Origin of the sequence: Pseudomonas knackmussii B13, from assembly GCF_000689415.1 — a bacterium.
Taxonomy (GTDB): Bacteria; Pseudomonadota; Gammaproteobacteria; order Pseudomonadales; family Pseudomonadaceae; genus Pseudomonas; species Pseudomonas knackmussii.
Map to the genome: position 1 here is coordinate 3734454 of NZ_HG322950.1, position 25630 is coordinate 3760083.

At 65.6% G+C, this 25630-nt stretch carries 29 protein-coding genes; 25 read left to right on the forward strand and 4 right to left on the reverse strand.

The window, feature by feature from the left end:
• Positions 1–83: 83 nt before the first annotated feature.
• The 9 genes from PKB_RS17530 (at position 84) to PKB_RS17570 (ending at position 9541) form a co-directional block, all read left to right on the forward strand.
• Entirely contained in the window at positions 84–2363 is a 2280-nt protein-coding gene (locus PKB_RS17530; protein ID WP_038457552.1) for a helicase-related protein, read from the forward strand.
• Between the two features lie 113 nt (positions 2364–2476).
• On the forward strand, positions 2477–3346 hold the full coding sequence (locus tag PKB_RS17535; protein ID WP_011489298.1) for a hypothetical protein: 870 nt from the start codon (positions 2477–2479) through the stop codon (positions 3344–3346).
• 160 nt (positions 3347–3506) lie between these two features.
• The gene (gene pilL2 / locus PKB_RS17540) at positions 3507–4106 is read left to right on the forward strand and encodes a PFGI-1 class ICE element type IV pilus protein PilL2 (RefSeq protein ID WP_011489299.1); all 600 of its coding nucleotides are present in this window, start codon (positions 3507–3509) and stop codon (positions 4104–4106) included.
• Positions 4103–4753 (forward strand): hypothetical protein, encoded by a 651-nt coding sequence (locus PKB_RS17545; protein ID WP_011489300.1) that lies wholly within the window; start codon positions 4103–4105, stop codon positions 4751–4753. Before pilL2 ends, PKB_RS17545 begins: the two co-directional genes overlap by 4 nt.
• A 14-nt stretch (positions 4754–4767) precedes the next feature.
• Entirely contained in the window at positions 4768–5487 is a 720-nt protein-coding gene (locus PKB_RS17550; RefSeq protein WP_003290214.1) for a TIGR03759 family integrating conjugative element protein, read from the forward strand.
• A complete protein-coding gene (locus PKB_RS17555; RefSeq protein WP_011489301.1) occupies positions 5469–6059 on the forward strand; it encodes a transglycosylase SLT domain-containing protein in 591 nt (196 codons plus the stop codon). Before PKB_RS17550 ends, PKB_RS17555 begins: the two co-directional genes overlap by 19 nt.
• On the forward strand, positions 6056–6604 hold the full coding sequence (locus tag PKB_RS17560; protein ID WP_003460312.1) for an integrating conjugative element protein: 549 nt from the start codon (positions 6056–6058) through the stop codon (positions 6602–6604). Before PKB_RS17555 ends, PKB_RS17560 begins: the two co-directional genes overlap by 4 nt.
• Positions 6605–6608: 4 nt before the next feature.
• Positions 6609–8795 (forward strand): type IV conjugative transfer system coupling protein TraD, encoded by a 2187-nt coding sequence (gene traD, locus PKB_RS17565; protein WP_003290220.1) that lies wholly within the window; start codon positions 6609–6611, stop codon positions 8793–8795.
• Positions 8792–9541, forward strand: coding sequence for a TIGR03747 family integrating conjugative element membrane protein (locus tag PKB_RS17570; protein ID WP_043253131.1), 750 nt, complete (start codon positions 8792–8794; stop codon positions 9539–9541). The genes traD and PKB_RS17570 overlap by 4 nt, the downstream gene beginning before the upstream one ends.
• Positions 9542–9577: 36 nt before the next feature.
• Here the strand turns inward: PKB_RS17570 and PKB_RS17575 are convergent, their stop codons facing one another.
• Positions 9578–9958 carry a hypothetical protein gene (locus PKB_RS17575; protein ID WP_234421387.1) on the reverse strand — a complete coding sequence of 127 codons (381 nt, stop codon included), beginning with the start codon at positions 9956–9958 and terminating at the stop codon, positions 9578–9580.
• A gap of 209 nt (positions 9959–10167) precedes the next feature.
• Here PKB_RS17575 and PKB_RS17580 point away from each other — a divergent pair, with 209 nt between their 5' ends.
• From PKB_RS17580 to PKB_RS17655, 16 genes are all read left to right on the forward strand, one after another.
• The gene (locus PKB_RS17580) at positions 10168–10551 is read left to right on the forward strand and encodes an integrative conjugative element protein, RAQPRD family (protein WP_011489303.1); all 384 of its coding nucleotides are present in this window, start codon (positions 10168–10170) and stop codon (positions 10549–10551) included.
• Positions 10548–10781: a TIGR03758 family integrating conjugative element protein gene (locus PKB_RS17585; protein ID WP_003050225.1), complete on the forward strand. Its 234-nt coding sequence runs from the start codon at positions 10548–10550 to the stop codon at positions 10779–10781. Before PKB_RS17580 ends, PKB_RS17585 begins: the two co-directional genes overlap by 4 nt.
• Positions 10782–10797: 16 nt before the next feature.
• Complete coding sequence (locus PKB_RS17590; protein ID WP_003290228.1) at positions 10798–11157, forward strand: TIGR03745 family integrating conjugative element membrane protein; 360 nt, start codon at positions 10798–10800, stop codon at positions 11155–11157.
• A 12-nt stretch (positions 11158–11169) separates the two neighbouring features.
• A complete protein-coding gene (locus PKB_RS17595) occupies positions 11170–11580 on the forward strand; it encodes a TIGR03750 family conjugal transfer protein (protein ID WP_003290229.1) in 411 nt (136 codons plus the stop codon).
• Positions 11577–12269 (forward strand): PFL_4703 family integrating conjugative element protein, encoded by a 693-nt coding sequence (locus PKB_RS17600; protein ID WP_003460319.1) that lies wholly within the window; start codon positions 11577–11579, stop codon positions 12267–12269. Before PKB_RS17595 ends, PKB_RS17600 begins: the two co-directional genes overlap by 4 nt.
• Positions 12266–13198 carry a TIGR03749 family integrating conjugative element protein gene (locus tag PKB_RS17605; protein ID WP_003290231.1) on the forward strand — a complete coding sequence of 311 codons (933 nt, stop codon included), beginning with the start codon at positions 12266–12268 and terminating at the stop codon, positions 13196–13198. Before PKB_RS17600 ends, PKB_RS17605 begins: the two co-directional genes overlap by 4 nt.
• Complete coding sequence (locus PKB_RS17610; protein ID WP_011489305.1) at positions 13188–14606, forward strand: TIGR03752 family integrating conjugative element protein; 1419 nt, start codon at positions 13188–13190, stop codon at positions 14604–14606. Before PKB_RS17605 ends, PKB_RS17610 begins: the two co-directional genes overlap by 11 nt.
• On the forward strand, positions 14587–15027 hold the full coding sequence (locus PKB_RS17615; RefSeq protein WP_003290235.1) for a TIGR03751 family conjugal transfer lipoprotein: 441 nt from the start codon (positions 14587–14589) through the stop codon (positions 15025–15027). The genes PKB_RS17610 and PKB_RS17615 overlap by 20 nt, the downstream gene beginning before the upstream one ends.
• On the forward strand, positions 15027–17894 hold the full coding sequence (locus PKB_RS17620) for a conjugative transfer ATPase (RefSeq protein WP_011489306.1): 2868 nt from the start codon (positions 15027–15029) through the stop codon (positions 17892–17894). The genes PKB_RS17615 and PKB_RS17620 overlap by 1 nt, the downstream gene beginning before the upstream one ends.
• A 13-nt stretch (positions 17895–17907) precedes the next feature.
• Positions 17908–18672: a DsbA family protein gene (locus PKB_RS17625; RefSeq protein WP_011489307.1), complete on the forward strand. Its 765-nt coding sequence runs from the start codon at positions 17908–17910 to the stop codon at positions 18670–18672.
• Between the two features lie 183 nt (positions 18673–18855).
• Positions 18856–19350 carry a JAB domain-containing protein gene (locus tag PKB_RS17630; protein WP_011489308.1) on the forward strand — a complete coding sequence of 165 codons (495 nt, stop codon included), beginning with the start codon at positions 18856–18858 and terminating at the stop codon, positions 19348–19350.
• Between the two features lie 158 nt (positions 19351–19508).
• The gene (locus PKB_RS17635) at positions 19509–19955 is read left to right on the forward strand and encodes a TIGR03757 family integrating conjugative element protein (protein WP_011489309.1); all 447 of its coding nucleotides are present in this window, start codon (positions 19509–19511) and stop codon (positions 19953–19955) included.
• A gap of 17 nt (positions 19956–19972) precedes the next feature.
• Positions 19973–20899, forward strand: coding sequence for a TIGR03756 family integrating conjugative element protein (locus PKB_RS17640; protein ID WP_247747968.1), 927 nt, complete (start codon positions 19973–19975; stop codon positions 20897–20899).
• Positions 20900–20908: 9 nt separating this feature from the next.
• Entirely contained in the window at positions 20909–22306 is a 1398-nt protein-coding gene (locus tag PKB_RS17645; RefSeq protein WP_011489311.1) for an integrating conjugative element protein, read from the forward strand.
• Entirely contained in the window at positions 22303–22662 is a 360-nt protein-coding gene (locus PKB_RS17650; protein ID WP_011489312.1) for a hypothetical protein, read from the forward strand. The genes PKB_RS17645 and PKB_RS17650 overlap by 4 nt, the downstream gene beginning before the upstream one ends.
• 15 nt (positions 22663–22677) lie before the next feature.
• Positions 22678–24195 carry a conjugal transfer protein TraG N-terminal domain-containing protein gene (locus tag PKB_RS17655; protein ID WP_011489313.1) on the forward strand — a complete coding sequence of 506 codons (1518 nt, stop codon included), beginning with the start codon at positions 22678–22680 and terminating at the stop codon, positions 24193–24195.
• 13 nt (positions 24196–24208) lie between these two features.
• Here PKB_RS17655 and PKB_RS17660 read toward each other — a convergent pair whose 3' ends face one another.
• Genes PKB_RS17660 through PKB_RS17670 form a run of 3 tightly spaced genes read right to left on the reverse strand, consistent with a single transcriptional unit; the run spans position 24209 to position 25389 of the window.
• Positions 24209–24586 carry a DUF3742 family protein gene (locus PKB_RS17660; protein ID WP_011489314.1) on the reverse strand — a complete coding sequence of 126 codons (378 nt, stop codon included), beginning with the start codon at positions 24584–24586 and terminating at the stop codon, positions 24209–24211.
• A 27-nt stretch (positions 24587–24613) separates the two neighbouring features.
• Positions 24614–25072, reverse strand: coding sequence for a type II toxin-antitoxin system YhaV family toxin (locus PKB_RS17665; protein ID WP_011489315.1), 459 nt, complete (start codon positions 25070–25072; stop codon positions 24614–24616).
• Positions 25072–25389 (reverse strand): type II toxin-antitoxin system PrlF family antitoxin, encoded by a 318-nt coding sequence (locus PKB_RS17670; protein ID WP_003290252.1) that lies wholly within the window; start codon positions 25387–25389, stop codon positions 25072–25074. Before PKB_RS17670 ends, PKB_RS17665 begins: the two co-directional genes overlap by 1 nt.
• Between the last annotated feature and the right edge of the window lie 241 nt (positions 25390–25630).

A 25630-nucleotide genomic window follows, 5' to 3' on the forward strand; every position in this document is an offset into this window, starting at 1 on the left:
GTTCGCCGTCTTTTTTCCCACCACGGGGCATGCCATCGCCCCGTCGGGGGTGGTGCATGCCCCATTTTCTTTGGAGCATCACCATGTCCCTCGATCTCGAAACCACCACCGCCGAAGCCACGTCCGTACAGGGCGAACTGCTCGACGCGGAATCTTCCCCACTGACCCTGAGCCTTCAGGATTTCGTCGGTGAGTTCGGCGACGAACTGCTCGACGCCCTCAACAGCGCCAACCCGCCGGTCTATTCCGGCGAGCCGCAGGCGCACCGGCAACTCATCGTCGCCAGCCTCAAGCGCAAGCTGTTCCAGGCCCAGGCCGAAGTCGTCCATGCCGCCGCCGAGCTGCTGATCGACCGTGGCGAGCGCGCCGCGATCGTCAATGGCGAAATGGGCTGCGGCAAGACGACCGTCGGCATCGCCACGGCCGCCGTCCTCAACGCCGAAGGCTACCGCCGAACCTTAGTTCTTTCGCCACCTCATTTGGTTTACAAGTGGCGGCGCGAGATCCAAGAGACGGTGGCAGGCGCCAAGGTCTGGGTGCTCAACGGCCCGGACACGCTGGTCAAGCTCATCAAGCTGCGCGAGCAGATGGGTGTGCAGCCCACGGGCCAGGAGTTCTTTGTCCTGGGGCGCGTCAGGATGCGGATGGGATTCCACTGGAAGCCTGTCTTCACCACGCGGCGCACTCGCCATGGCGACGTGGCAGCGTGCCCTGACTGCGGTACGGTCATCACCGACCTCGACGGCGAGCCGGTCAACCCGGTGGCGCTCCAAGCCGAGGAATACCGCAGGAAGTGCAGCCATTGCGCCGCGCCCCTGTGGACGCTGATCCGCCCGCGCAGCCTGTCCGGCAGCGACCAGTCCTCGGCAGTGCTGAAAGCCCTCAAGCGCATCCCGACCATCGGGGAAGTCACCGCGCAGAAGCTGATGCAGAAGTTCGGCGACGGGTTCCTGGCGTCGATGCTGGGCGACAACATCCACGAGTTCATCAACCTCATGGATGGCAACGGCGAGCTGGTTTTTTCCGATCGTCAGGCCACGCGCATGGAACGTGCGATGGCCAACATGGAGTTTGGATTCGGTGAGGGTGGCTACCAGCCGTCCGAGTTCATCAAGCGCTACCTGCCACAAGGCACGTTCGACCTGCTCATCGCCGACGAGGCGCACGAGTACAAGAACGGCGGTAGCGCCCAAGGCCAGGCCATGGGCGTGCTGGCGGCGAAGGCTCGCAAGACCTTGCTGCTGACCGGCACGCTGATGGGCGGATACGGGGACGATCTTTTCTATCTGCTGTTCCGCGCCTTGCCTGGGCGGATGATCGAAGACGGCTACCGCCCGACCACGAGCGGGAGCATGACCTCGGCCGCGATGGCGTTCATGAGGGACCACGGGGTCCTCAAGGACATTTACTCCGAAAGCGCCGGCACGGCGCACAAGACGGCCAGGGGCACCAAGGTATCGGTGCGCACGGTCAAGGCTCCCGGCTTCGGGCCGAAAGGGGTCTTGCGGTGCATCCTGCCGTTCACGATTTTCCTCAAGCTCAAGGACATCGGTGGCAACGTCCTGCCGCCGTATGACGAACAGTTTCGTGAAGTCCAGATGGACGTGGCGCAAGCCGCGGCCTACCGTGACCTGGCGGGTCGGCTGACCGCGGAGCTGAAACAGGCTCTGGCGCGACGCGACACGACGCTGCTGGGTGTGGTGCTCAACGTGCTGCTGGCCTGGCCGGACTGCTGCTTCAGGTCGGAGACCGTGGTGCATCCGCGCACGCGCAACACCTTGGCGTTCGTCCCGGCTCAGTTCAACGAGTTCGAGGTGACGCCGAAAGAGCGCGAGCTGATCGACATCTGCAAGGAAGAGAAGGCGCAGGGCCGGAAGGTCTTGGCCTACACGGTCTATACCGGCACACGCGACACCACGTCGCGTCTGAAGATGCTGCTGGAGCAGGAAGGCTTCAAGGTCGCGGTGCTACGCGCGAGCGTGGACGCCAGCCGCCGCGAGGACTGGATCGCCGAGCAGTTGGACCGTGGCATCGACGTGCTCATCACCAACCCCGAGCTTGTGAAAACGGGACTGGACCTGTTGGAGTTTCCGACGATCGTGTTCATGCAGTCGGGCTACAACGTGTATTCGCTCCAGCAGGCGGCACGCCGCTCATGGCGCATCGGGCAGAAACTGCACGTGCGCGTGATCTACCTCGGCTACGCCGGTTCCTCGCAGATGACCTGCCTTGAACTGATGGCCAAGAAGATCATGGTCTCGCAGTCCACCTCGGGCGACGTGCCCGAATCCGGGCTGGATGTGCTCAACCAAGACGGTGATTCCGTCGAGGTCGCACTGGCCCGGCAACTAGTCGCCGCCTGATCCCCACGCCAACGCCGGCCTAGCGCCGCCGGTTTCTTGTTATTCCCAACTTGCAGCCACGCCCACGGTCTCCGTGGACGTGGCTGCGCTTTTCCTATCCCAAGGAGAGTTTCATGAACACCCATATCCAAGCCACGCCCGAAACCGTCAATGCTCGCCTGACGCTAGACGTGACCTATCTGCTCAACGGCGAGGCCGCGCCTGAAGTGCTGGCTCGGCTGGAACGCATGTGCGAACGCGCCATCGGCGAGGGTTTGCTGACCGACGAGACCGCCGTGGAAGTGGACGCCTGGTCGATCGATGTATCCGAGGTGCCTTCGGCTGCCGACCGCGAAACCCTGGAAGCCGAGATCGCCGCTTTCATGCAACAGCGCATCGAGGACGGCAACCTCGGTGCCGAGGACATTCCCATGCGCCTGGCACGCTATGGCCTGATGGCCCCCGAGGCATTCACCGACGAGATGCGCGAGCGCATGGGCATGGACGACGACGCCCTCACGGGCCGAGCCGTCATCCCCTCGACCGAACCTGCCGACGGCGGTGAGATCGAGATGCAAGTCGCGGTCGCCTGCATCGGTGCCTCCGGCAGCCCCGACGTGCCGGTCTTCAAGGTCAGGATCACCCAGGAGGAATACGACCTGGGTATCCACTACGACAAGGCCAAGGACTTCGCCAAAGAAGCCCACTACGAGGGGCCGTTCGTCTGCTTCGACGCTGCCGAATATGGCCCCATCCTGTCGGCCGCCCGCGAACTGGGTCTTGTTCCGCAGGTTGTCGTGGTCGATATGACCGACGGCCAGATCCACTCCATCCGCTGCGACAGCGGCGAGATCAAGGTCATCTGCTACGACACCAGCGACACCGAAGAGTATTCGGTGGCGGTTGCGAACCGGCCGCTCGGCGAGAACGGCCAGTTCGTGCGCTGCTGGTCGCACACCCAACTGGCACAGGTCGATCCCGGTCTGAAGCTGGCTCGGGATTGATTCAGCGCGCTCGATGTGCGTTTTCACTGGCCCCTTCGGGGGCCTTTTTCTTTGGAGGGAGGCTGTCGGTAAATCGGGCGCTGCCTGGTTCGCATTGTTTGCTGCCGCTCGTGGCCCGAGAGGCGATGGTGAGGGCTCGATGTTTCAGGACGCCGAGCTTATGTGCCCCTCTCCACCTTGGTTTCACCATCCCGAACGCCGCCTGCTGGCGGGAGTCCTCGGCCTGCTCTGGTCGGTGCTGGCTGCTGGCTGCGCGACGACGACTGCGCCGCCCCCGCCCGATGCCTTCGAGGAAGTCTTGGCCGCGCCGGAATCCGAGGCGCCCGAGTACATCCCCGTCGTGCGCTACGGTCGCTACACGCTGGTCGAGCTGGCACCCACGGCGGCGCAGCGGGACCTGCTGTTGCAGACCATCGACGTGTCCATGCCCGAAGATGCCCGTGCCACCGTCGGCGATGGGCTGCGGCATGTGCTCAAGCGCAGCGGTTACAGCCTATGCCAGACGGCGCACGCGGTGATCGAGCTGTACGCGCTGCCGCTGCCGGCGGCGCACTTGCACCTCGGCCCCATGACCTTGCGCGATGCGCTGCTCACACTGGCTGGCCCCGCCTGGGAACTGCACGTGGATGATCGCGCACGGCAGATTTGCTTCGAACGGCCTGCCGACAGCGCGGCCATCGAACCCGCATCCGAGTCACCCGCCGCCGAGGCGGTGCAGACGTTCCCGCTGGAGCCTTCTGTTTCGGGAGGCCAGCCATGACCGCCCCGCAGTCTGCCCGGCGCCCGGCCGCTGCGGTGGTGGTGCAGAGCCTTATGTGGCTCTGGCTGATCGGCCTCAGCATCTTCGTAGCCTTGGGCTACCAGACCATGAACGACCAGGCCGACCAGGAACAGCTCGCTTCCCGCCTGCAACGCCTGGAAGCGCAGGCGGCGGGCCTGGCCGAGACCATCGAGGCCATCCAGCAGCGTCCGGCCGTCGCAACGGCGGCAGACCTCAAAGACACCCGACAAATCCTGGAAGCACGCGCTGCCCAGGTTGAGAAAACGCTCAGCAGCTATGCCGCTGCCGACGACCTTCAGGCGCTGCGCGTGGAAGTTGAGCAGATCAAGGCGCGCCAGACCGCTGCGCCCGCTCCGCGCGCCGCAGCACCCGCACGACCGCGCGCATCGGGCAAGGCCGCCGCCAAGCCCGAACCGCCGCCGATGCCGTTCCGCGTCGTCGGCGCCGAATTGCGCGCTGGCCAGCGCAGCGTATCCGTCGCGCCGAGCAGCGCGGACTTCACGCCCGACCAGCTTCAGGTGCTGCTGCCAGGTGATGCGCTCGGCCCGTGGCGCTTGCAGGCGGTCGAGGGAAACACCGCCGTGTTCCAGTCCGGCGACCAGACCCGTCGCGTGGCGATTCCCTGACCGGAGCACACCGCATGAAGCCGTCGATCGTCCTTTCCGCGTTCCTGTTGGCATCCACCCAGTTGCCCGCCTGGGCGCAGCAGCCGTCCGCCGCCCCGGCCCGCAATGCGCAGAGCCAGGAGCGTCCGCTGGTCGCCCGAACCCCGAACGACCAGGTAGCAAGTGAGTGGGGCCTGCAACCGCAGGAATGGGCGCGCTATCGTGAGCTGATGGACGGGCCATTGGGCATCTACTCGCCCAACCTGGACCCGCTGTCCGCGCTGGGCATCGAGGCCCGCACCGATGAAGAACGGCGGCGCTACGCAGAACTGCAGGTGCAGGTCGAAGCACGCCGCGTCGAGAAATTGCTCGCCTACCAGCGCGCCTACGACGATGCCTGGCAGCGCCTGAACCCCGGCATGCAACGGGTGAACCTGCCTGACGACAAGCCCGGCGCAGTGCGCAGCAGCGGCCGTATGGCGGTGTTCGTCAAGGACGGCTGCGTGGCCTGCGGGCAACTCGTGCAGCGCCTGCAATCCTCGGGTACTGAGTTCGACCTGTACATGGTCGGCAGCCGCCAGGACGACGCGCGCATCCGCGACTGGGCCAAGCGCGCGCAGATCGACCCGGCACGGGTGCGCAGCGGCAGCATCACGCTCAACCATGACGGCGGCCGCTGGCTGTCGCTGGGCCTGCCCGGCGATCTCCCAGCGGTCGTGCGCGAGGTGAACGGCCAATGGCAGCGCCAACCCTGACGGCGCCGTTGCGCGCACTGGTGCTCGCTGCTGGCCTCTGCGTCTGCGCCGCCCGGGCCCAGGAAATTCCACCACCGGCCTACCAGCTTGCCGCCCAGCGCGCGGGCATTCCCTCGGCGGTGCTCTACGCCGTGGCCTTGCAGGAGAGCGGCATCCGGCGTAACGGACGCATCGTCCCGTGGCCTTGGTCCCTCAACGTCGCCGGCCAGTCGCGCCGCTACGCGACCCGCGCCGACGCCTGCGCCGGTTTGCAGCAGGCGATGCGCTCCACGCCGCACACGCGCATCGACGTGGGCCTGGGTCAGATCAACCTCGGCTACCAACAGCAGCGTTACGCCAGCGCGTGCGACTTGCTCGACCCGTACCGCAACCTCGCCATCGCTGCCGAGATTCTGAAGGAGCAGCACACCGCCGGTGAGGACTGGTTGCTGGCGATCGGCCGCTACCACCGTCCGGCGGGCGGTGAGCCCGCTGCCCGCTATCGCCGCAGCGTGTCCCGCCACCTCGCGCGCGTGCAGGGCACGCACCCAACCGCCGCGGTCCTCGCCGCGCGCCAGGAGACCTCCCCATGACGAAATCCCATCTGGCCCATCTCGCGGCGAAAGGCCTGCTCGTGCTGCTGGCTGGTCTGCCGCTGGCCTCGCGTGCCGGCGAGCCGCTGATCGTGGTCGAAGACCGTGGCGGCACGTCGGCGCTGCCGTACTACGAAGCCCTGAACCTTCAGCCGCGCGCCAACGCTCCGGCCCGGTCGCCCGTCCCGGCGCCTCAGATCCCTGCCACACCGGCGGACGAGGCCGCGATGCTGCCGGTGCGTAGCGCCAAGCTCACGTCCGGCACCGTCGCGCGGCGGGTGATCGAGGCGCCGGGCCTGCGTCCCTTTGTGGTCGTGGGCGACGACGAGGCTTCCCAGGCCTGGTTGCGCCGCCATGCAGCCTCATTGCGCGAGCGCGGCGCGGTCGGTCTGGTGGTCAACGTCGAGACCGTCCAGGGCCTGGAGCGGCTGCGCGCACTGGCACCCGGCGTCCCCCTCGCGCCCGTGTCCGGTGACGACTTGGCCGAGCGCTTGGGCCTGCGGCACTACCCGGCGCTGATCACGGCCACCGGCATCGAGCAATGAAGCCATGTCGGGGAAACAGCCGGTCGAGGTGCTGCTTCGCCCAGCGGTGGAGCTATATACCGTCGCGGCGTGTGCGGGCGCCGCGTTTCTGTCCCTGGTGGCCCCGTGGTCGCTCGCGCTGAGCCCCGCCATGGGTGTCGGCAGCGCGTTGGCGTTCGGGGCCTATGGCGCGATCCGCTACCGCGATGCCCGCGTCATCCTGCGCTACCGGCGCAACATCCGCCGCCTGCCGCGCTACGTGATGACCAGCAAGGACGTGCCGGTCAGCCAGCAACGTCTGTTTGTGGGGCGCGGCTTTTTGTGGGAGCAGAAACACACCCATAGGCTCATGCAGACATACCGGCCGGAGTTTCGGCGCTACGTCGAGCCGACGCCGGCCTACCGACTGACGCGGCGCCTGGAGGAACGGCTGGAGTTCGCGCGGTTCCCGCTTTCCCGGCTGCCGAAACTCACCGGCTGGGACGTGCCTTTCAACCCAGTGCGCCCGCTGCCGCCCGTGGGCGGACTGCCTCGGCTGCACGGCATCGAACCCGAGGAGGTGGACGTCAGCCTGCCGCTCGGCGAGCGCGTCGGGCACTCATTGGTCTTGGGGACAACCCGCGTGGGCAAGACGCGGCTGGCCGAACTGTTCGTGACCCAGGACATCCGGCGAAAGAACGCGGCGGGAGAGCACGAGGTCGTGATCGTCATCGACCCCAAAGGGGATGCCGATCTGCTGAAGCGGATGTACGTCGAGGCGCAACGCGCGGGCCGCGAGGGCGAGTTCTATGTCTTCCATTTGGGCTGGCCGGACATTTCCGCCCGCTACAACGCCGTGGGGCGCTTTGGACGTATCAGCGAGGTGGCGACCCGCATTGCAGGGCAACTCTCCGGTGAAGGCAACTCGGCGGCTTTCAGGGAATTTGCCTGGCGCTTCGTCAACATCATCGCCCGCGCCTTGGTGGAACTGGGGCAGCGTCCGGACTACATGCTGATCCAGCGGCATGTCATCAACATCGACGCGCTGTTCATCGAGTACGCCCAGCACTACTTCGCCAAGACGGAGCCGAAAGCCTGGGAGGTGATCGTCCAGATCGAGGCCAAGCTCAACGAGAAGAACATCCCGCGCAACATGATCGGGCGCGAGAAGCGCGTGGTGGCGCTGGAGCAGTACCTGTCCCAAGCCCGCAACTACGACCCTGTGCTGGACGGTTTGCGCTCTGCCGTGCGGTACGACAAGACGTATTTCGACAAGATCGTCGCCAGCCTCTTGCCTCTGCTGGAAAAACTCACGAGCGGCAAGATCGCGCAGCTCCTGGCCCCGAACTATTCCGACCTGGCCGACCCGCGCCCGATCTTCGATTGGATGCAGGTCATTAGGAAGCGGGCCATCGTCTATGTGGGCCTGGACGCGCTGTCCGATGCCGAGGTCGCCGCAGCGGTCGGCAACTCGATGTTCAGCGATCTCGTCTCGGTCGCAGGCCATATCTACAAGCACGGGATCGACGATGGCCTGCCGGGCGCTTCGGCCGGCGCGCGCGTGCCGATCAACGTCCATGCCGATGAGTTCAACGAGTTGATGGGTGACGAGTTCATTCCGCTGATCAACAAAGGTGGTGGCGCCGGGCTGCAAGTCACCGCGTACACGCAGACCCTCTCGGACATTGAGGCCCGCATTGGCAACCGCGCCAAGGCCGGTCAGGTCATCGGCAACTTCAACAACCTGTTCATGCTGCGCGTGCGCGAGACCGCGACCGCTGAACTGCTGACCCGGCAACTACCGAAGGTCGAGGTTTATACGACCACCATCGTCAGCGGCGCGACCGACAGCTCGGACATTCGCGGGGCGACGGATTTCACGTCCAACACTCAGGACCGCATCAGCATGTCCAGCGTGCCGATGATCGAGCCGTCGCACATCGTCGGCTTGCCCAAGGGCCAGTGTTTTGCATTGTTGCAGGGCGGCCAACTTTGGAAGGTTCGCATGCCGCTGCCGGCACCGGACCCCGATGAGGTCATGCCACAGGATCTGCAACAACTCGCGGGCTACATGCGCCAGAGCTACAGCGAGGCCACGCAGTGGTGGGAGTTCACCAGCTCCCCGGCGCTGCAGGACGGGGCCTTGCCCGACGACCTGCTGGATGATGCTGCTGCGGTCGAACCTGGCCTTGTGGCCACCGACGACAGCGCCGGCAACGAGGCCTCGCCATGAAGGATGCCGCCTCGACCGCGCAGCGGGAGCAGAACCAGCGCCAAGGCCTGATCGTCGGCACCATCACCTTGCCGTTCCGGCTGCTCGGGGTGCTGATCGGCTCACTGCTGTTCTCCATCGTCGTGGAATGCGTCGGCATGCACCTGTTCTGGAAGGACCAGGGCTGGCGTCACTCCCAGCAGATGTTGCAGTACGAGCTGGGGCACCTGTCCAACCACTTCACGCGCAGCGTCGTCGTGCGGGAGCCAGGGCGCACGGCGCATGAGCTGGTGGACACCGGCTACGAATGGGTATTCGTGCGCTCGGGACTGCTGGAACGCATGAGCCAGACCGCCGAGCGTGCCCGTGCGCCCAGCCACGGGCAGACGCGCAACTTCCGCTATTACATCAGCCAGGTCTATGTCTGGACCGAGAACTACCTGATCGCCGCGGCCTTCACGACGCTGACCTTCCTTGTGCGCCTGCTGGTCCTTGTGCTCACGTTGCCGCTGATCTCCACTGCGGCGTTCGTCGGCCTGATCGACGGCTTGGTGCGCAGGGACGTGCGCCGGTTCGGCGCGGGCCGCGAATCGGGTTTCATCTACCACCGTGCGAAAGCCAGCCTGATGCCCATAGCCGTTCTGCCCTGGGTCACGTACCTGGCCTTGCCGATCTCGGTACACCCATTACTGATCCTCTTGCCGAGCGCCGCCTTGCTGGGACTGGCGGTGTCTCTGACTGCGGGGAGCTTCAAAAAGTACCTGTGAGTGCTCGCCACCGGCAGCGCAGGAAGTAGTCGATGCTCAGACCTTCAACCGTGCGTACACCTGTTCCCAGGCCTTTGCAGCACGAACCTGTGCCGCCTCCATTTCGGCCCTGATCAGTTCGGTCATCTCGGCGTGGCCGGCTTCGGCTTCCTCCCAGATGAAGTACCTGCGCATCTCGTGCGTCTCGCCGTCCACGAAGACCATCGTCTCGAACAAGAGGGGATCGCCGCCTAGCGCGTGGTTGTGGTCCAGGCCGAGAAAAACCGTGGAGATACGGACGTCATCTATCCATGTTTCCGCCACACGCCTGTCGCCTTCCGCCATCCACATAGACCACTCAACGAGACTGTCGCACGGCACGGAGCGACGGCCATCGAGCTTGTAGTGCATGAGGCGTGGAGGACGGGGAATAGCCATGCTGAAAGAGTACCCCAACTCCATTTCTCTCCCCAATCTTCGCCATCGGTCTGCCCGGAGTTCAGCACGGCGCCGATAGGCACTTTCCGGGCCTCGAATCCGTGTCGAAAGCCCATGAATCCGGTCATCTGCGGGTTCCTATTGTTTGCAGCCTAAAGCAGCGCTGATCTCCACGATCAAGCCATTGCTGATCACACAGGAATGGCGCGATGGTGGCTTTAACCTGGCTGCGCGCCGCGCATCGCGGCGTGCCCACTTTTCTCGTGATGGCCCTCCTGCTGGGCCAGTCCCCGATGGCGTTGGGCGAGTCCCCGGCGCAGCGCCAGGAGTTGGTCGCCGCGCTGCGCCAGCTCGACGCGCTGGAGCGCACCGTCGCCGACAGCGCCGCGCATGCCTCCATCCAGCCGGGCGAACGCTATCACTTCGATTACCCGCGGCTGCTGGCTGATCTAGCGCGTATGCGCGCTGGCATCCAGGCCCACCTTACCCCGTCGCGTGCCCAGCCGCGCGACACCTCCGAACTGGCCGGCGGCTACCGCACCGAGCGGGCCGTCGAGGGATCGCTGCCGACGACTGTGGAGAACAAGCCATGAACGGCGCCCAGGTCTCGGCATTTCAGGCCAACAGCGGCATCGCGCCTTCAGCGATGGCGACCGTCCTGGTCGGCGTCGTGTTCGCGGTCCTGCTCGTCTGGGGCGTCTGGGCCATCCGAACGGCCTACGTGGGGTGGTCCGAGAGCCGCCTCAACCAGCGCCAGTTCCTCGGCGTCTGCATCCGCTTCGTCGCGATGTACCTCGTCCTGAGTTTCTTCCTCCTCTCTTGACCTGAAAGGCATGACCATGCAAAACCGCATCCTCAATTCCCGTCTCGCCCAGCGCGCCGCCGTGGCCCTGGGCATCGCCGCGCTGCCCGCGCTGTCGTTCGCGCAGGGTTTGCCGCAGTTGGAGAACCCGACCCGTGGCACCGGCAACGGCATCATGGAGACGATCCGCAACTACGGCTACGACATCATCATGCTCGTGGCATTGCTGGTTGTGGCGTCGATGTTTATTGGCGTCTGCTACCACGCCTACGGGACCTACGCGGAAATCCACACTGGCCGCAAAACCTGGGGCCAATTCGGCCTCACGGTCGCCATCGGCGCAGTGCTGCTCGTGATCGGCATCTGGCTGCTCACCGAAGCCACCGGCATCCTGTAAGGCGAGGCTGGTATGTCCGAGCAGCAGCACGTCCGTGCTGACGGGACGGTCACGTTCCTTCCGCACCGGCTCAACCGCCATCCCGTTGTTGTGCGCGGCCTCACCGCCGACGAGCTGTGGATCTGCTGCGGCCTGTCCGGCGCCGCCGGCCTGCTGGTCGGTGCGCCGCTGTCCTGGGTGTTCCGCACGATCGCGCTTGCACCCACGTTCGTCGTGCTGGGCGTGGCCTTCGGCGTGTTCATCGGGGGCGGCATCCTGCGTCGCCTCAAGCGTGGGCGTCCCGACACCTGGCTGTATCGGCAACTCCAGTGGCGCATCGCCACGCGCCACCCGCTGGTGGCAGGCTGGGTGGGCGGCCATGTACTGATCTCACGCTCCGGCTTCTGGACCACCCGAAGGTCTGCAGCAAGGGGGTCACGATGAGCCGTTTCAAGAACGAGATCACCCATCTGCAGGCGCACATCAAGACGCTCCGCCTGGGTGCTGGCGCGCTGGTCATCGTCGCCCTGGTCATGGGCGGCGGCTGGTGGAGCGCTCCGCGCGACTTGACCATCCACGTCCCTCCTGATCTGCGCTCCGGCAGTACCCGCAAGTGGTGGGAAGTGCCGCCCGAATCGGTCTATGCGTTCACGTTCTACGTGTTTCAGACCCTCAACCGCTGGCCGACGAATGGTGAAGAGGACTACGCACGCAATCTCCACACGCTCTCGCCGTACCTCACGCCGTCGTGCCAGGCCTACCTGCGGGCGGACTACGACTACCGCCGCTCCACGGGCGAGCTGCGCCAGCGCGTGCGCGGCATCTACGAAATCCCCGGTCGCGGCTATGGCGACGACCCCACGGCGCGCGTGCGCGTGGTGTCCGACCGCGACTGGGTGGTGACGCTGGACATCACCGCCGACGAGTACTACGGCGCCGAGCAGGTCAAGCGGGCCCTCGTGCGCTACCCCGTGAAGGTCACGCGGGTGGACGTCGATCCGACGCGCAACCCGTTCGGCCTGGCGCTCGACTGCTACGACGGCACGCCCCAGCGCATCAGTACGCCGGAGCCAACGCGCCCGGCGCCAAGCGGCCTGTCTCCACAAGCGCCCCAAGGAGGAAGCACCCCATGAAGCACCCTGTATTCAAGCTGCCGGGGCTGTTGGCCGTGGCCGCCGCAGTGGTCATGTCCTCCGCTGCCCAGGCGGTGGAAATCCTGCGCTGGGAACGCATGCCGCTGGCGGTGCCCTTGAAGGTCGGCCAGGAGCGCGTCGTGTTCATCGACAAGAACGTCCGCGTCGGCGTGCCCGCTGGCGTCAGCGAACGCCTACGGGTGCAGAGCGCGGGCGGCGCGGTGTACCTGCGCGCCAGCGAGCCGATCGAGCCCACACGGCTGCAACTGCAGGACGCCGACACGGGCGCGCTGATCCTGCTGGACATTGCGGCCGAGCCGCCCAAGGACGGGGAAGCCGAGCTGGAGCCGGTGCGCATCGTCGAGGGCAACAGCACCCCGGCACGCTATGGCGATCAGCCCGGCGATGCCGACGATGCCCCGGCACGCGCCCAGGACCCGACAGGCACGCGGGCAACGCGCCGCGAAACCCCGGTTCCGGTCGTGCTGACGCGCTATGCCGCGCAAAACCTCTACGCACCGCTGCGCACTGTGGAGCCGCTACCGGGCGTCATGCGGGTGAACCTGCGCCGCGACTTCGACCTCGGCACGCTGATGCCGACGCTGCCGGTGCGCGCGGTCGCGCTCGCGTCGTGGCGTCTGGAAGACCAGTGGGTCACGGCCGTGCGCCTGACCAATAGCAGCGGCGGCTGGATCACTCTCGACCCCCGCGTGCTGCAAGGCGACTTCCTCACCGCCACCTTCCAGCACGAAGCACTCGGCCCGCGCGGAACGCCCGAGGACACGACCGTGCTGTACCTGGTGACGCGCGGGCACGGCCTTGCCCAGTCGCTGCTGCCGGCGATCAACCGCTTCGACCCAGCCGCGCATTTGCCGCAACCCGAAGCCGAGGCCACCACCGCCAGCAAGGAGTCCCGCCATGCGCAGTAACGGACTCCTGAAGTGGTTGATGATCCCCGTGGCCCTGCTGGTGCTGTTCGTCGCCATCCGGATGTTTTCGGGTGGAAGCTCGTCTGCGCCTCCCGCCGCGGATGCCGGCGCCAAGCTCACGCCGGAGGAAATGAAGGCGCTGGGCATCGAGGGCGATACCCCCCGCGATACCGTAGCGACGCTCGTGGCGCAGGTGAAGCAGTTGCGCACCGAGCTTCAGACGGTCCTGTCCGACAACAAGTCCCAGCGCGAGGAGAACCAGCGCCTGCGCCAACGCGAGAACTCGATCGACCAGCGCATCAATTCGGCCCTCGAATCCGAGCGCTCCAACCTGCGCCGCGACCAGCAGCAGGCGGCCAGCGAGCGCCAGCAGACCGAGGGGCTGCTCGCCGACCTACAGCGGCGCTTGGAAAGCATCGGCGGGCGTGGCGGCGGCCACGCCGATCTACCCGTGGGCCTGGGACTGCGTGACGGCGACGAGGCAGGCATGGAAGGCGGCGTGCGCTGGGTCGAGCCGAACGACGCTAAGCCCGCTGATGGGCGTAACGGCAGTCGTGCCACGGGTGGCGGCACGAGCTTTCCGACGAGCTTCGGCCCTGCGCAGAGCACGCTGGAAACCACGGCGAAAACCGTGGCGAACGCGGGCGCCCGCGCCGCAGGCGTCAAGAGCGCCAAGCCGGTCTATACGGTGCCTACCAACTCGACGCTGATGGGGTCGGTGGCTATGACGGCGCTGATCGGCCGCGTGCCGATTGACGGCACGGTCAACGATCCGTATCCGTTCAAAGTCCTGGTCGGCCCCGACAACCTCACGGCAAACGGCATCGACATTCCCGATGTGGCCGGCGCCGTGTTTTCCGGCACTGCCTCGGGCGACTGGACGCTCTCTTGTGTGCGCGGCCAGGTGCGCAGCATCACCTTTGTGTTCCATGACGGAACCATTCGGACGATTCCCGAAGACCGCGACGGCAACCAGCAGAACAATCAGCAGCGCGACGGATTGGGCTGGATCAGCGACCCGTATGGCATTCCTTGCGTCAGTGGAGAGCGGCGCAGCAACGCCCAGCAATACCTCGGTTCGCAGGCGCTCATCACCGCGGCGGGTGCGGGCGTGGCCTCGCTTATCGACAGCGACAGCGGCCAGATGTCCTACGTGGGCGCAGACGGTTCCATCGGCAGCGTCGGCATTTCCAGCAACGAAGCCGTAGGTCGCATCCTGGCCGGTGGCGTGCGGGACATGGCCGATTGGGTGAACAAGTTGTACGGCCAGGCCTTCGCCGCCGTCTATGTCCAACCCGGCGCGAAGGTCGCCGTCCATCTCGAAAAGCCGCTCGCCATCGATTTCGATCCCGAAGGCCGCAAGGTCGATCACCGCGCAGGAGAAAGCCATGCTCTCGAACTTGAATAAGGGCCTGGCGCTGGCTCTTGCCGTCGCGGTGCTCGGCGGCTGCGCCACCAGTAAGGAAAAGCTGCTGCCGCACGGCGACAGCACAATGATGGACATCTGGCAGACCAACGCCGGCGACGGCGGCGGTGGCGCCGGCCAAGTGGCGCGCAGGCAATTGCTCGATGCACGCCAGAGCCTGCGCCGGCCGCTGACCGACGCCGACGTGCAGGCCGCGCCCGCCGAGCAGATGCGCTACACGCGGACCGCGCGCAACGAGGTCTATCGCCAGTTCCAGCGTCTGCCCAATCCCGACCTGGTGATGTACGTGTACCCGCATCTGGCGGGCACGGACCCCGTGCCGGTTCCGGGCTACACGACGGTCTTCCCCCTCTACCAGCGCGTGCAGTACGCCATGCCGGGCGAGCGCGTGGAGGACTACTGATGCGCTGGAAACTCCCCTGGCCGAAGCTGGCCGCATCCGGCGCTGGCGAGGACGAGCAGCCGGACGGCTGGCAGCGCCACGTCGAGACCTTGCGACAGGCCGGCATCCCTGAACCCGGCGCGGCGGTCCAGGACCGCAGGCCGGCGACCTTGGCAGACGAGCAGGCGCTGTACGACGTCGCGCCGTCCTTCACGGAACTGCTGCCTTGGGTGGAGTTTCTGCCCCAATCGAAGTCCATGCTGCTGGAGGACGGGCAATCGGTCGCGGCCTTCTACGAGCTGGTGCCGCTGGGCACCGAAGGTCGGGAACCCGGCTGGCTCGCGCATGCCCGAGATGCGCTCGAAAACGCGCTGCAAGACTCGTTCGACGAACTGGACGAGAACCCCTGGGTGCTTCAGCTCTACGCGCAGGACGAGCCCAGCTTCGACCAGTACATGCAGACCCTGCGCGACTACGTGCAGCCGCGCGCCCGCGGCACGGCGTTCACGGAGTTCTATTTGCGCTTCTTCGGCCACCACCTGCGGGCGGTGGCCAAGCCGGGCGGGCTGTTCGAGGACACGGTGGTCACGCGGCTGCGCTGGCGGGGTCAGACGCGGCGCGTGCGCATGGTCGTCTATCGCCGGGCCACCGGACAGGCGAGCCGCCGCGGCCAGACGCCAGAACAAATGCTCAATATCGTCTGCGACCGCCTGTGCGGCGGGCTGGCGAACGCTGGCATCCAGGCTCGGCGCATGGATGCGGCCGGGGTTCACGATTGGCTTTTGCGCTGGTTCAACCCGCGCCCAACTCTGCTGGGGCCGGGCGTGGAAGACCGCGAGCGGTTCTACGCGCTCGCGCGCTACCCTGACGAGACCGAGGAAGGCGAGATCGAGCTTGCGAGCGGGCGTGATTTCAGCCAGCGGCTGTTCTTCGGCCAGCCGCGATCCGACGTGGCGCACGGCACCTGGCACTTCGACGGCATGCCGCATCGCGTGCTGATCACCGACCGCCTGCGCATGCCGCCCGGCACGGGGCACTTGACCGGCGAAACCCGCAAGGGCGATGCGATCAACACCCTGTTCGACCAGATGCCGGAAGACACGCTGATGTGTCTCACGATGGTTGCCACACCGCAGGATGTCCTGGAAGCGGACCTCAACCACCTGGCAAAGAAGGCCGTGGGAGAGACGCTGGCGTCGGAGCAGACGCTCAAGGACGTGCAGGAGGCCCGCTCGCTGATCGGCAGCGCGCATAAGCTCTACCGGGGAACTCTGGCGTTCTACCTGCGCGGGCGCGACGAGGCGGAACTGGACCGGCGCGGGCTGGACTTGGCGAACGTCATGCTCAATGCCGGCTTGCAGCCGGTGCGCGAGGACGACGAGGTGGCGCCGCTCAACAGCTACTTGCGCTGGCTACCGTGCTGCTACAACCCCGGCCAGGATCGGCGCAAGTGGTACACCCAACTGATGTTCGCCCAGCACGCGGCGAACCTGTCGCCGGTGTGGGGCCGCGCCCAGGGTACGGGGCACCCCGGCATCACGATGTTCAACCGCGGTGGTGGGCCGATCACCTTCGACCCGCTCAACCGCCTGGACCGGCAGATGAACGCGCATCTGTTCCTGTTCGGTCCCACCGGCTCCGGTAAGAGCGCCACACTCAACAACCTCTTGAACCAGGTCACGGCCATCTACCGGCCGCGCCTCTTCATCGTGGAAGCCGGCAACAGCTTCGGCCTGTTCAGCGATTTCGCCAAGCGCCTGGGCCTCACCGTAAACCGGGTCAAGCTGTCACCTGGCTCGGGCATCAGCCTCGCGCCATTCGCCGATGCGCGCCGGCTGATCGAGACGCCAAGCGACGTGCAGACGCTCGATGCCGATGCGCTGGATGAAGACCTACCACCGGATGCCTCGGCCATGGAGGCGGACGAACAGCGTGACGTGCTGGGCGAACTGGAGATCACGGCGCGTTTGATGATCACGGGCGGCGAAGACAAGGAAGAAGCCCGGATGACGCGGGCCGATCGCTCGCTCATCCGCCAGTGCATCCTCGACGCCGCCGAGCACTGCGTGGCCGAGAAGCGCACGGTCCTCACGCGCGACGTGCGCAATGCGCTGCGCGCCCGGGGCCAGGACCCGACACTGCCCGAGATGCGCCGCGTGCGGCTGCTGGAGATGGCAGACGCGATGGACATGTTCTGCCAAGGCACGGACGGCGAAATGTTCGACCGCGACGGCACGCCGTGGCCCGAAGCCGACATCACGCTGGTGGATCTGGCGACCTACGCTCGTGAGGGCTACAACGCCCAGCTCTCCATCGCTTACATCAGCCTGATCAGCACGGTGAACAACATCGCCGAGCGCGACCAGTATCTGGGCCGCCCGATCATCAACGTGACCGACGAAGGGCACATCATCACGAAGAACCCGCTGCTCGCGCCCTACGTGGTCAAGATCACGAAGATGTGGCGCAAGTTGGGGGCCTGGTTCTGGCTCGCGACGCAGAACATCGACGACCTGCCGCGTGCCGCAGAGCCCATGCTCAACATGATCGAGTGGTGGATCTGCCTGTCGATGCCGCCGGACGAGGTGGAGAAGATCGCCCGGTTCCGCGAACTCTCGCCCGCGCAGAAGGCGCTGATGCTTTCGGCGCGCAAAGAGGCGGGGAAATTCACCGAGGGCGTCATCCTCTCCAAGAGCATGGAAGTGCTCTTCCGCGCTGTGCCGCCAAGCCTCTACCTCGCGCTCGCGCAAACCGAACCCGAAGAGAAGGCCGACCGCTACCAGCTCATGCAGCAATACGGCTGCACCGAACTGGAAGCGGCCTTCAAGGTGGCCGAGAAGATCGACCAGGCACGCGGCATCGAGTCGCCAGCCCTGGAACTGTCGTAAGCCGGAGAACGCCATGGAACAGAAACGTCCTTCCATTCCGATACAGGTGCAGGCGTTCCGTCGTCGTCACTGGCGGCCCCGCTGGCCTTGGGCCTTGGCGGTTGCGCTGATCGCGCTGCTGCTGATCTGGCTCGTGTCCCGGTCGCCCGGCGAATCCTCACCGCAATCGCCGACGCCGGTCAGCACGGCGCAGGTGGCCGGGCCTCCCTGGCAGATGGGCAACCCGGAGGGCCGTTTCACGCTGACGCTCTATGCGGATCTCGAATGCCCATTCTGCCGGGAGTACTTCCCGCAGCTCAAGCGCTGGGTCGGCCGCAACGCCGATGTGGTCCTGCAATGGCACCACCAGCCGTTGGCCGCGCACGAGCCGGCCGCGTCGGCCGAGGCGCGTCTTGTCGAGTGCGTCGCCGAAGCTGGCGGGCATGCTGCCTTCTGGCAGGCCGTCGAGTGGGTCTATGCTCACACACGCAGCGACGGCCAGGGATTGCCCGATGGCCTGCGCTACCCCGAATCTACGCCGGCCGTCGAACAGTGCATGGCAAGCGAGCGGGCCGATGCAGTCATCCATGCCCAGGCCGTGGAAGCCACGAAAAGTGGTGTAACGGCCACGCCGTCGCTGCGCCTGCTTGATCGCCAGACGGGCCAGGCCATCCTGCTGCAGGGGCCGATCGAAGGCGATGCCTTGCTGTCGGCGATGGACATGCTGTCCGCTGCCGAACCAGCCGCCACACCTACCGCCGAAATGCCTGCCGACGTTGTCGGCGACATGCCCAGGTAGTCCTCGGTCTTCAAGGCTACGGCGCGGTTGCCCGCGCTGACCGATACCCGTTCGCTCCGCATCCTGGCCGCGAACAATCACCGCTGCGCGGTGGTGGATGCACCTTGTTCCGTTGTTTCTATCCCAGGAGGGCTTGCCCTCCCAGGGTGTGCGCCCTCCGATCTCACCCTCCGGAGGTTCGCCATGTCTTTCGTCGTCAATGACTCCTGCATGGAGTCGCTTTCCGCCGTCGCAGCCCATCATGAGGACTGGATCATCCAGCAGGCTATCGCGTTGCTGGAGAGACGGATCTTCAAAGTCGGACCGTGCCTCAGCGGACCGGCGGCCGTGCGGGATTATCTGCGTTTAAAACTGGTCGCTGAGCCCAATGAAGTGTTCGCAGCCGTGTTCCTGGACAGCATGCATCAAGTGTTGGCCTACGAGCCGCTGTTCAGGGGCACGATCAATTCGACTGCGGTCTATCCGCGTGTCGTCGTACAGCGTGTATTAGAGCTGAAAGCCGCCGCAGTGGTCTTCGCGCACCAGCACCCTTCGGGTTCCACCGAACCGTCGAACGCCGATCGCGCGCTGACCCAGCGATTGCAGGCTGCGCTGGCGCTCATCGATGTTCGGCTACTGGACCACATCGTCGTCGGTCTGGGAAACCCCTATTCCTTCGCTGAGCACGGCCTGCTGTAGCGCATCGCCTCATTGATCACTGCGGGGGCTTCGGCCTCCGTTTTTCTTCGCAGCGGGACAAGCAGGTATGCGGGGTGTCCGTGATGCGCATTGTTTGTTGGGGCTGCATCCGGTTCGCGTTTGACTATGGCCCTGATCAACTTCCAGGGGCACGCGACATGCCAGCTTCTTTTTCCAGGTTCTCGCCGCGCTGGCGAACCCTCGGCCTGGCCGTTGCGCTGCCGGTGGCGTTGGCCGCTTTTTGCCCGGCCACCTTCGCCGCCGACGTGCTGGTCGTCACCGACAGCCGGCACCCCCTCAAGACCATGGGCGGCGAACGGCTGATCGAGCTGGACGAAGCGCATCGGATTGAAGCGGAGCTTTCTGTCGAACTCCCCGCCGATTCTGAACAGGCTGCCGCCGTCGTCAAGCGTCGGCTGAATAGTGGCGGTGCCGACCTCCAGCGCCGCATTGCGTCCGCATACCAGGGCGTCACCGACGCATGGAGCCTGGGCATCACCAGCATCCCAGCCGTCGTGGTGGACCAGCGCTACGTGGTCTATGGCGAGCCGGACGTGGCCCGCGCCGTCGCGCGCGTTCAGCAGCACCGGAGGGCTCAGCCGTGACTCGTGCATTCGACCTGATGCGCCGCCTGCGTGCTGGCGTGGCGTCCGTGCTGCTGCTCAGCGCCACGGGCAGCTACGCGCTCAACACCGCAACCATCGTCGGCTCGGTGGCATCTCCAGACTGCCTCGAATACCGCGTCGTCGGGATCTGCTACTGGCTCTACTGTACCTGGACGGGCTGTACGGTACGCACGTCCATCAAGGTCCGCCACTACATCCCCGATGCGGTCGTCTCCAGCTACAGCAACACCGGCGAAAACCCCTGGATCGAAGTCCGGCCGATGAGCACGCCCAACCCATCCGCCCAAGCCGGCGGGGACGGAACGACGAACGAGGACCACGAAAACAACCTCGCCAAGTTCAAGAATGCGGACGTCATCGGCCACCCGGGCGCCGAGGTGTTCAACCAGTTCGTGTCGTCCTCGGGCTACTTCTGCGAGGGTGCGGGCACGGCGTTCATGCCGTACTTGCTCAGCACCCTGGACACGCTGGCCTGGCGCTACAACGTGCCCGAGATGGCCTACCCGGAGGCGCTGATTCCTGGCATGCGCGAGGTCGGCGCACGCACCACGATGAACCTCTGGGGCAACGTGTATCCCCGCGGTGGTTTTCTGCACCAGACCGACGACCACAAGACCGGCGCAGTGATCGCCCAGCGCGCAGGCGATGTCGTCACGCGCCGCGGGCAACTCCACGTCTATCAGCCGTTGCTTGCCAACCCCCGCGATGGCTACTGGCCGGCTGGCGCGCTGATGGAGGGCGATGCCTCGACAGGCAAGTGGCAGGAACTCACACCCGTCCTGTCATCGTCCTGCTCGGTCTTCCCGCGCAGCGGCTCCCTGACCCAGGCCCAGCAGGGCGATTACGCCTGGGCGCTATGGCGGCCGTATGCGTGCTGCGAACGCCGGGGCCAAGTGTTTCTCGGCAGCGTCGATTTCCTCTGAGGTGGTGCCATGAAGTTTCGTCCTGCATTCAATCCGTTCTCCCCCCGTGTACCTCGCACGAAGATCGTTCTGGCGCTGGCTGGTGCGCTGGCCTTGGCCAGCGGCGTGGCCTGGGGCCAACTGGGCTACCAGACGGGCGGCAGCGTCATCGGCGATGACGTCATGTACTCCATCGGTGGCGGCAGCGCAGTGTCCATGGGACGTGCCGCAGGAATGCAATCGATCGGCGTGGGCGTGGGCTGGAACTCAAATCTCGTCTGCGGCGACATGAGCCTCCAGACCACTCTGCGCAACCAGCTCAACGGCATCACGAACGGCTTTCAGCAGATCATGGGGAACGTGATCCAGAGCGCCACCAGCGCCGTGGCATCCCTGCCTGCGCTGATCATTCAGCGCGCCGACCCGGGCTTGTACAACCTGCTCACCAATGGCGTGCTGCAAGCGCGGCTGGATTTCGACCGTTCCAAGCTGACGTGCCGCGCAATGGCCGAGAAGATGGCCGACACAGCGGGCGGCCAGCTCGGCTGGAGCCGGATGGCAGAAGGTTTGGCGCTGCGCGATGCGGTGTCAAGCACGGATGCGGTCTCGGCCATCGAGCAGGCCGAAACGCGCCGCGGCAATGACGGTGTGCCGTGGGTCGGGGGTAGCAACGCGGGGGGCTCTGGTCAGCCCGCGATTAAGGTCGTCGGCGATGTCACCCGCGCCGGCTACAACCTAGTCAACGGCCGCGGCGTGACCGATACGTCGTCTATCGCACCGACCAGTTGTAGCAGCCTCTCGTGCCAGACCTGGACCTCGCCGCAGGCCGCCGTCGAGTGGGCCACGCGCGTACTCGGCGAGAAGGAACAGCGCACTTGCGATGCCTGCACCAAAACCGAGACGACGCCCGGCGTAGGACTGACGCCGCTGATCCAGGAAGAGTACGACGCCAAGCTGCAGGCGCTCCAGGATCTGGTGTCCAAGGCGAAGAACACGACGCCCGAGAACCTGCGCGAAGCTGGCAGTGCATCGCTGCCCATCACCCGCGGCGTCATCGAGGCGCTGCGCGACGAGCCGGACCAGCACCTGCTGTCGCAGCGCCTGGCGTCCGAGGTCGCGCTGTCCTCAGTGCTGGAGAAGGCGCTGCTGCTACAGCGCACGCTGCTCACGGGCAAGAAAGAGCCCAACGTCGCGGCCAACGAGCTTGCGGTGGAGAGCGTGAACAAGGAGAGCGATACGCTCGACCGCGAAATCCGCAACCTCAAGACCGAACTGGAGCTACGGCGCGAACTGGCGAATAACTCGCCCATGGCCATCATCCAGCGGCATGGCACGCGTGCGGCAGGCTCGCGCGGCATCTACGAGGGCGATCCCATCCCCGACCGTCTCGACCGGCTCCAGAAGGGCAATCCGGGAGGCAACCCATGAGCCCGATGCACGCCAGTTGGCTGCGTCCGCGCTGGCTGTTCAGCCGGCGCGCGGTGAAAACCTTGCTGTGGCTTGTGCTGGTCGTGGCCGCCGCGGTGGGGGCCAACGTCGCCGGCATCTACTTGGTCGGCAGTGTTGCGGCCTGGGAGCATTGGCTGGCGGCGTCCGCAGGGTATTTCTTCATCTGGCGGCTGTGCCTGTACGGCGCGACGGTCTATGGATGGGTCTGGATGCGCCGTCGGCTGCTGGCCCGCGAAGACAACGCGCAGGCGCGACGTCGGCTGATCCGCGCCGAGGTCGCCGGCGTCGTCGCCATCGTGGCGCTCGAAGCCAGCCTGTTGATGCAGGCCGCTTGAGGGGAGATCGAGGCCATGACGCTTTTCACGACCGACTACCTGGAGTACTACCTCACCCTCGTGTCCTGGATCGTCAACAACGGCATCTGGGCCGTGCTGGTGTCCAGCGGGGTGTTTGCGCTGCCCTTTGTGGCGATCGTCATCCAGGAATGGCTCAAGGCCAGAGCGGAGGGCGCCGACGAAGGCAACAAGGGCGTGCTCTCGGCGGCGCGCATCGAGAACCGAGTATTTGTGGCCATCGTGGTCGTGATGTTCGCCGGCATTCCGTTCATCGACGTCGACCTCAGCACTATCCAGTACGACAGCTCGCGCTCGGCGCAGTGCCAGGTCAGCGTGCCACAGCCTGCGCAAACTGGCTGGTCGCAGTCCTTCAGCACCATCAACAACCAGTCGGCGAAGGTTCCGGTCTGGTGGGCGTTCATGCACGCGCTTTCGCGCGCCGTCACGAGCGCTTCGGTGGCTGCGATCCCGTGCGGCACAGATCTGAGGCAGATGCGTATGGAGATCGATGCGACCCGTATCGACGACCCGGTGCTGGCTCAGGAAGTGGCGGATTTCTCTCGGGACTGCTATGGACCGGCGCGCGCCAAGCTGTTCATGCAGCGCCCGGATCTCGATGAGCAGCAGATGCACGACGTGACCTGGATCGGCTCGCGCTTTTTCACGGACACAGGTGGCTACTACGACAGCTACCGCTCCAGTACGGCGCGAGAGGCATGGCCCTATGACGACACCCGCGATGCTGGGCTCGCGCAGGTTACCAATGGTGGCGGCTACCCGACCTGCAAGCAGTGGTGGTCCGACGGCAGTAACGGACTGCGCGCGCGGCTGCTGGGGCAAGTGGACCCGAGCCTGCTGAATCGCCTGGCGGGCTGGGCTGGATTCCTGAGCCGGGCCGAGGTGGACGACTCCGTGATCCGCGCCATCGCGTCACCGCGGCAGCAGAAATTGAACCAAGGCAGCGTCTATACGGACTACGGCGGTCAGATCGACAAGACGTTGCCCAATGTCGTCAACCGTGCCACCAGCGATGTTGGCTTGGCGGTTGGGGCTCTCGCCGCCTTCCCGGCAATGGACGTAGTGCGCCAAGCACTGCCCATGGTGCTCGCGCTGCTCAAGATGGCGCTCGTGATCTGCATTCCGCTAGTGCTGGTCGTTGGCACCTATGACCTGAAGATGGTCGTCACCGTCAGCACCGTCCAGTTCGCGCTGTTCTTCACGGACTTCTGGTTTCAGCTCGCACGCTGGATCGACAGCACCATCCTCGATGCGCTCTACGGGTGGGGCTTTGGCTGGAACCGGCCGCATACCAACTTCGACCCGCTGGTGGGGCTGAACAATGCCTTCGGCGACATGCTTTTGATGTTCGTCACCGGCACGATGTTCTTGGTCCTGCCGACTTTCTGGGTGGCAGCTCTTGGGTGGGTCGGAGTAAAAGCCGGGGTAATCGCTCAGAACCTGGCTGTCGGTTCCAAGGAAGCACGCGATAGCGCGGGATCAGGCGTGAACAAGGTTACCGGCAAGGTGCTTTGATCGGTCGCCCATTTCAGTCGTTGAACGGATCGTTCGGGTCGTGCGGATCGATCCGCTGACCGCTGGACGAATACAGGCCAAAGCCTGCCTCGCCGTTTCGCAGTTCGTCCGGTTGCGTCCAGCGATCATCATCGACCGTCGAATTGCTGGCCGTCCATGCTGCGGCAACCCCAACCAGAAGCACCAACGCCAGCCAGAACGCGGCGTAGAACAGCAATCCCAGCGCGACCAGCTTCACTACCCATACGAGCACGGTGGCCCCGGCAAGCGGCATCCCCTTGGAGGCGAGCCAACACGACAACCTTCGCTCGCCGCGCGCATAGGCGCGCCATCCACGGCCAACGCTGCGGCCGAGGCGTTCTGCGGTGCTGATGCGGGTTGTCGTGTTCATGGTCGTCTCCTGCTACATGAGGAATGCCTATTCCAGTTTGCTCCAATCCTGCTTGCTTGCCTGCACCAATACGTTCCAATCGTCTGGCGGATTTCCACGTCCGAGCATTTTCTCGAACACGGCATAGGGATCTGACTTGCTCCCCGAAGACCGCAAGGTCTGCTCATCATTGACCCAGGCGTACACGATGACCTTGGCCTTCGAGTCGTACCGGAAGAACAACCGGAACCGCCTTCCGATCTTGGCCCGTCGCCAGTGCCGGTGGGCGGGCCCCAGGGTGTTGCCCTGGCGGTACTCGTCGCGTGCCGGATCACCGGGCACCACATCTAATATCAACTGATTCAAGGCCCTGAAGAGCTTGACGTTGGCGTTGGACTCGAAGCCCTCCGGGTCGTTCTCTTGCGCGCGCCGTGCGGCTCCGTGCAGTTTTTGCAACTGCTCGATCACACAGTCGTGGAACAGCAATGCCCAGCCATGCCGTTGCATCAGAGTTCCACTTCGCCGTCGATCTCCTCGCCCAGGTTCACGCTATGACCTGCATGCTCCAGCATGGCACGAGCCAAGTCCTCGGGCAGGCCCTGGACATTCCGACCAGCCTCGATGTCGCGGGCCAGCAGGCTCAGGAACGCGCCGATGGCGGGGTCCTCGTGCTCGGCGTCAACGCGGGTGACAACGACTTCGCTGCCCCGCAGGTCGAACGCGAGCTTGCCGCCGGCATCGACACCGAGCGCCTGCCGGATGGGCTTGGGCAGCGTGATCTGGCCTTTGGACGTCAGCGTGGCAACTTCATGAATGGCAGGCATGGTGGTTCTCCTGATAGCGACACCACTATGGTAAGGAAATTTCCTTACCGTGTCAATGTTAGCCCTCATGATGCTCTCCAGAGTCCAAGAATCGGGCCATCGTATGGGGGGGAACAGCGAGCCTTCACGCACCAATCCGGCTCGCTGCAACCCGCATTGGTGGTGGACGGCAAGCGCACGCCGCCCTATATCCAAATGGTTAAAGGCCAAAGGGCCGAAAGGGCAATGGAAGGGGCTGCAA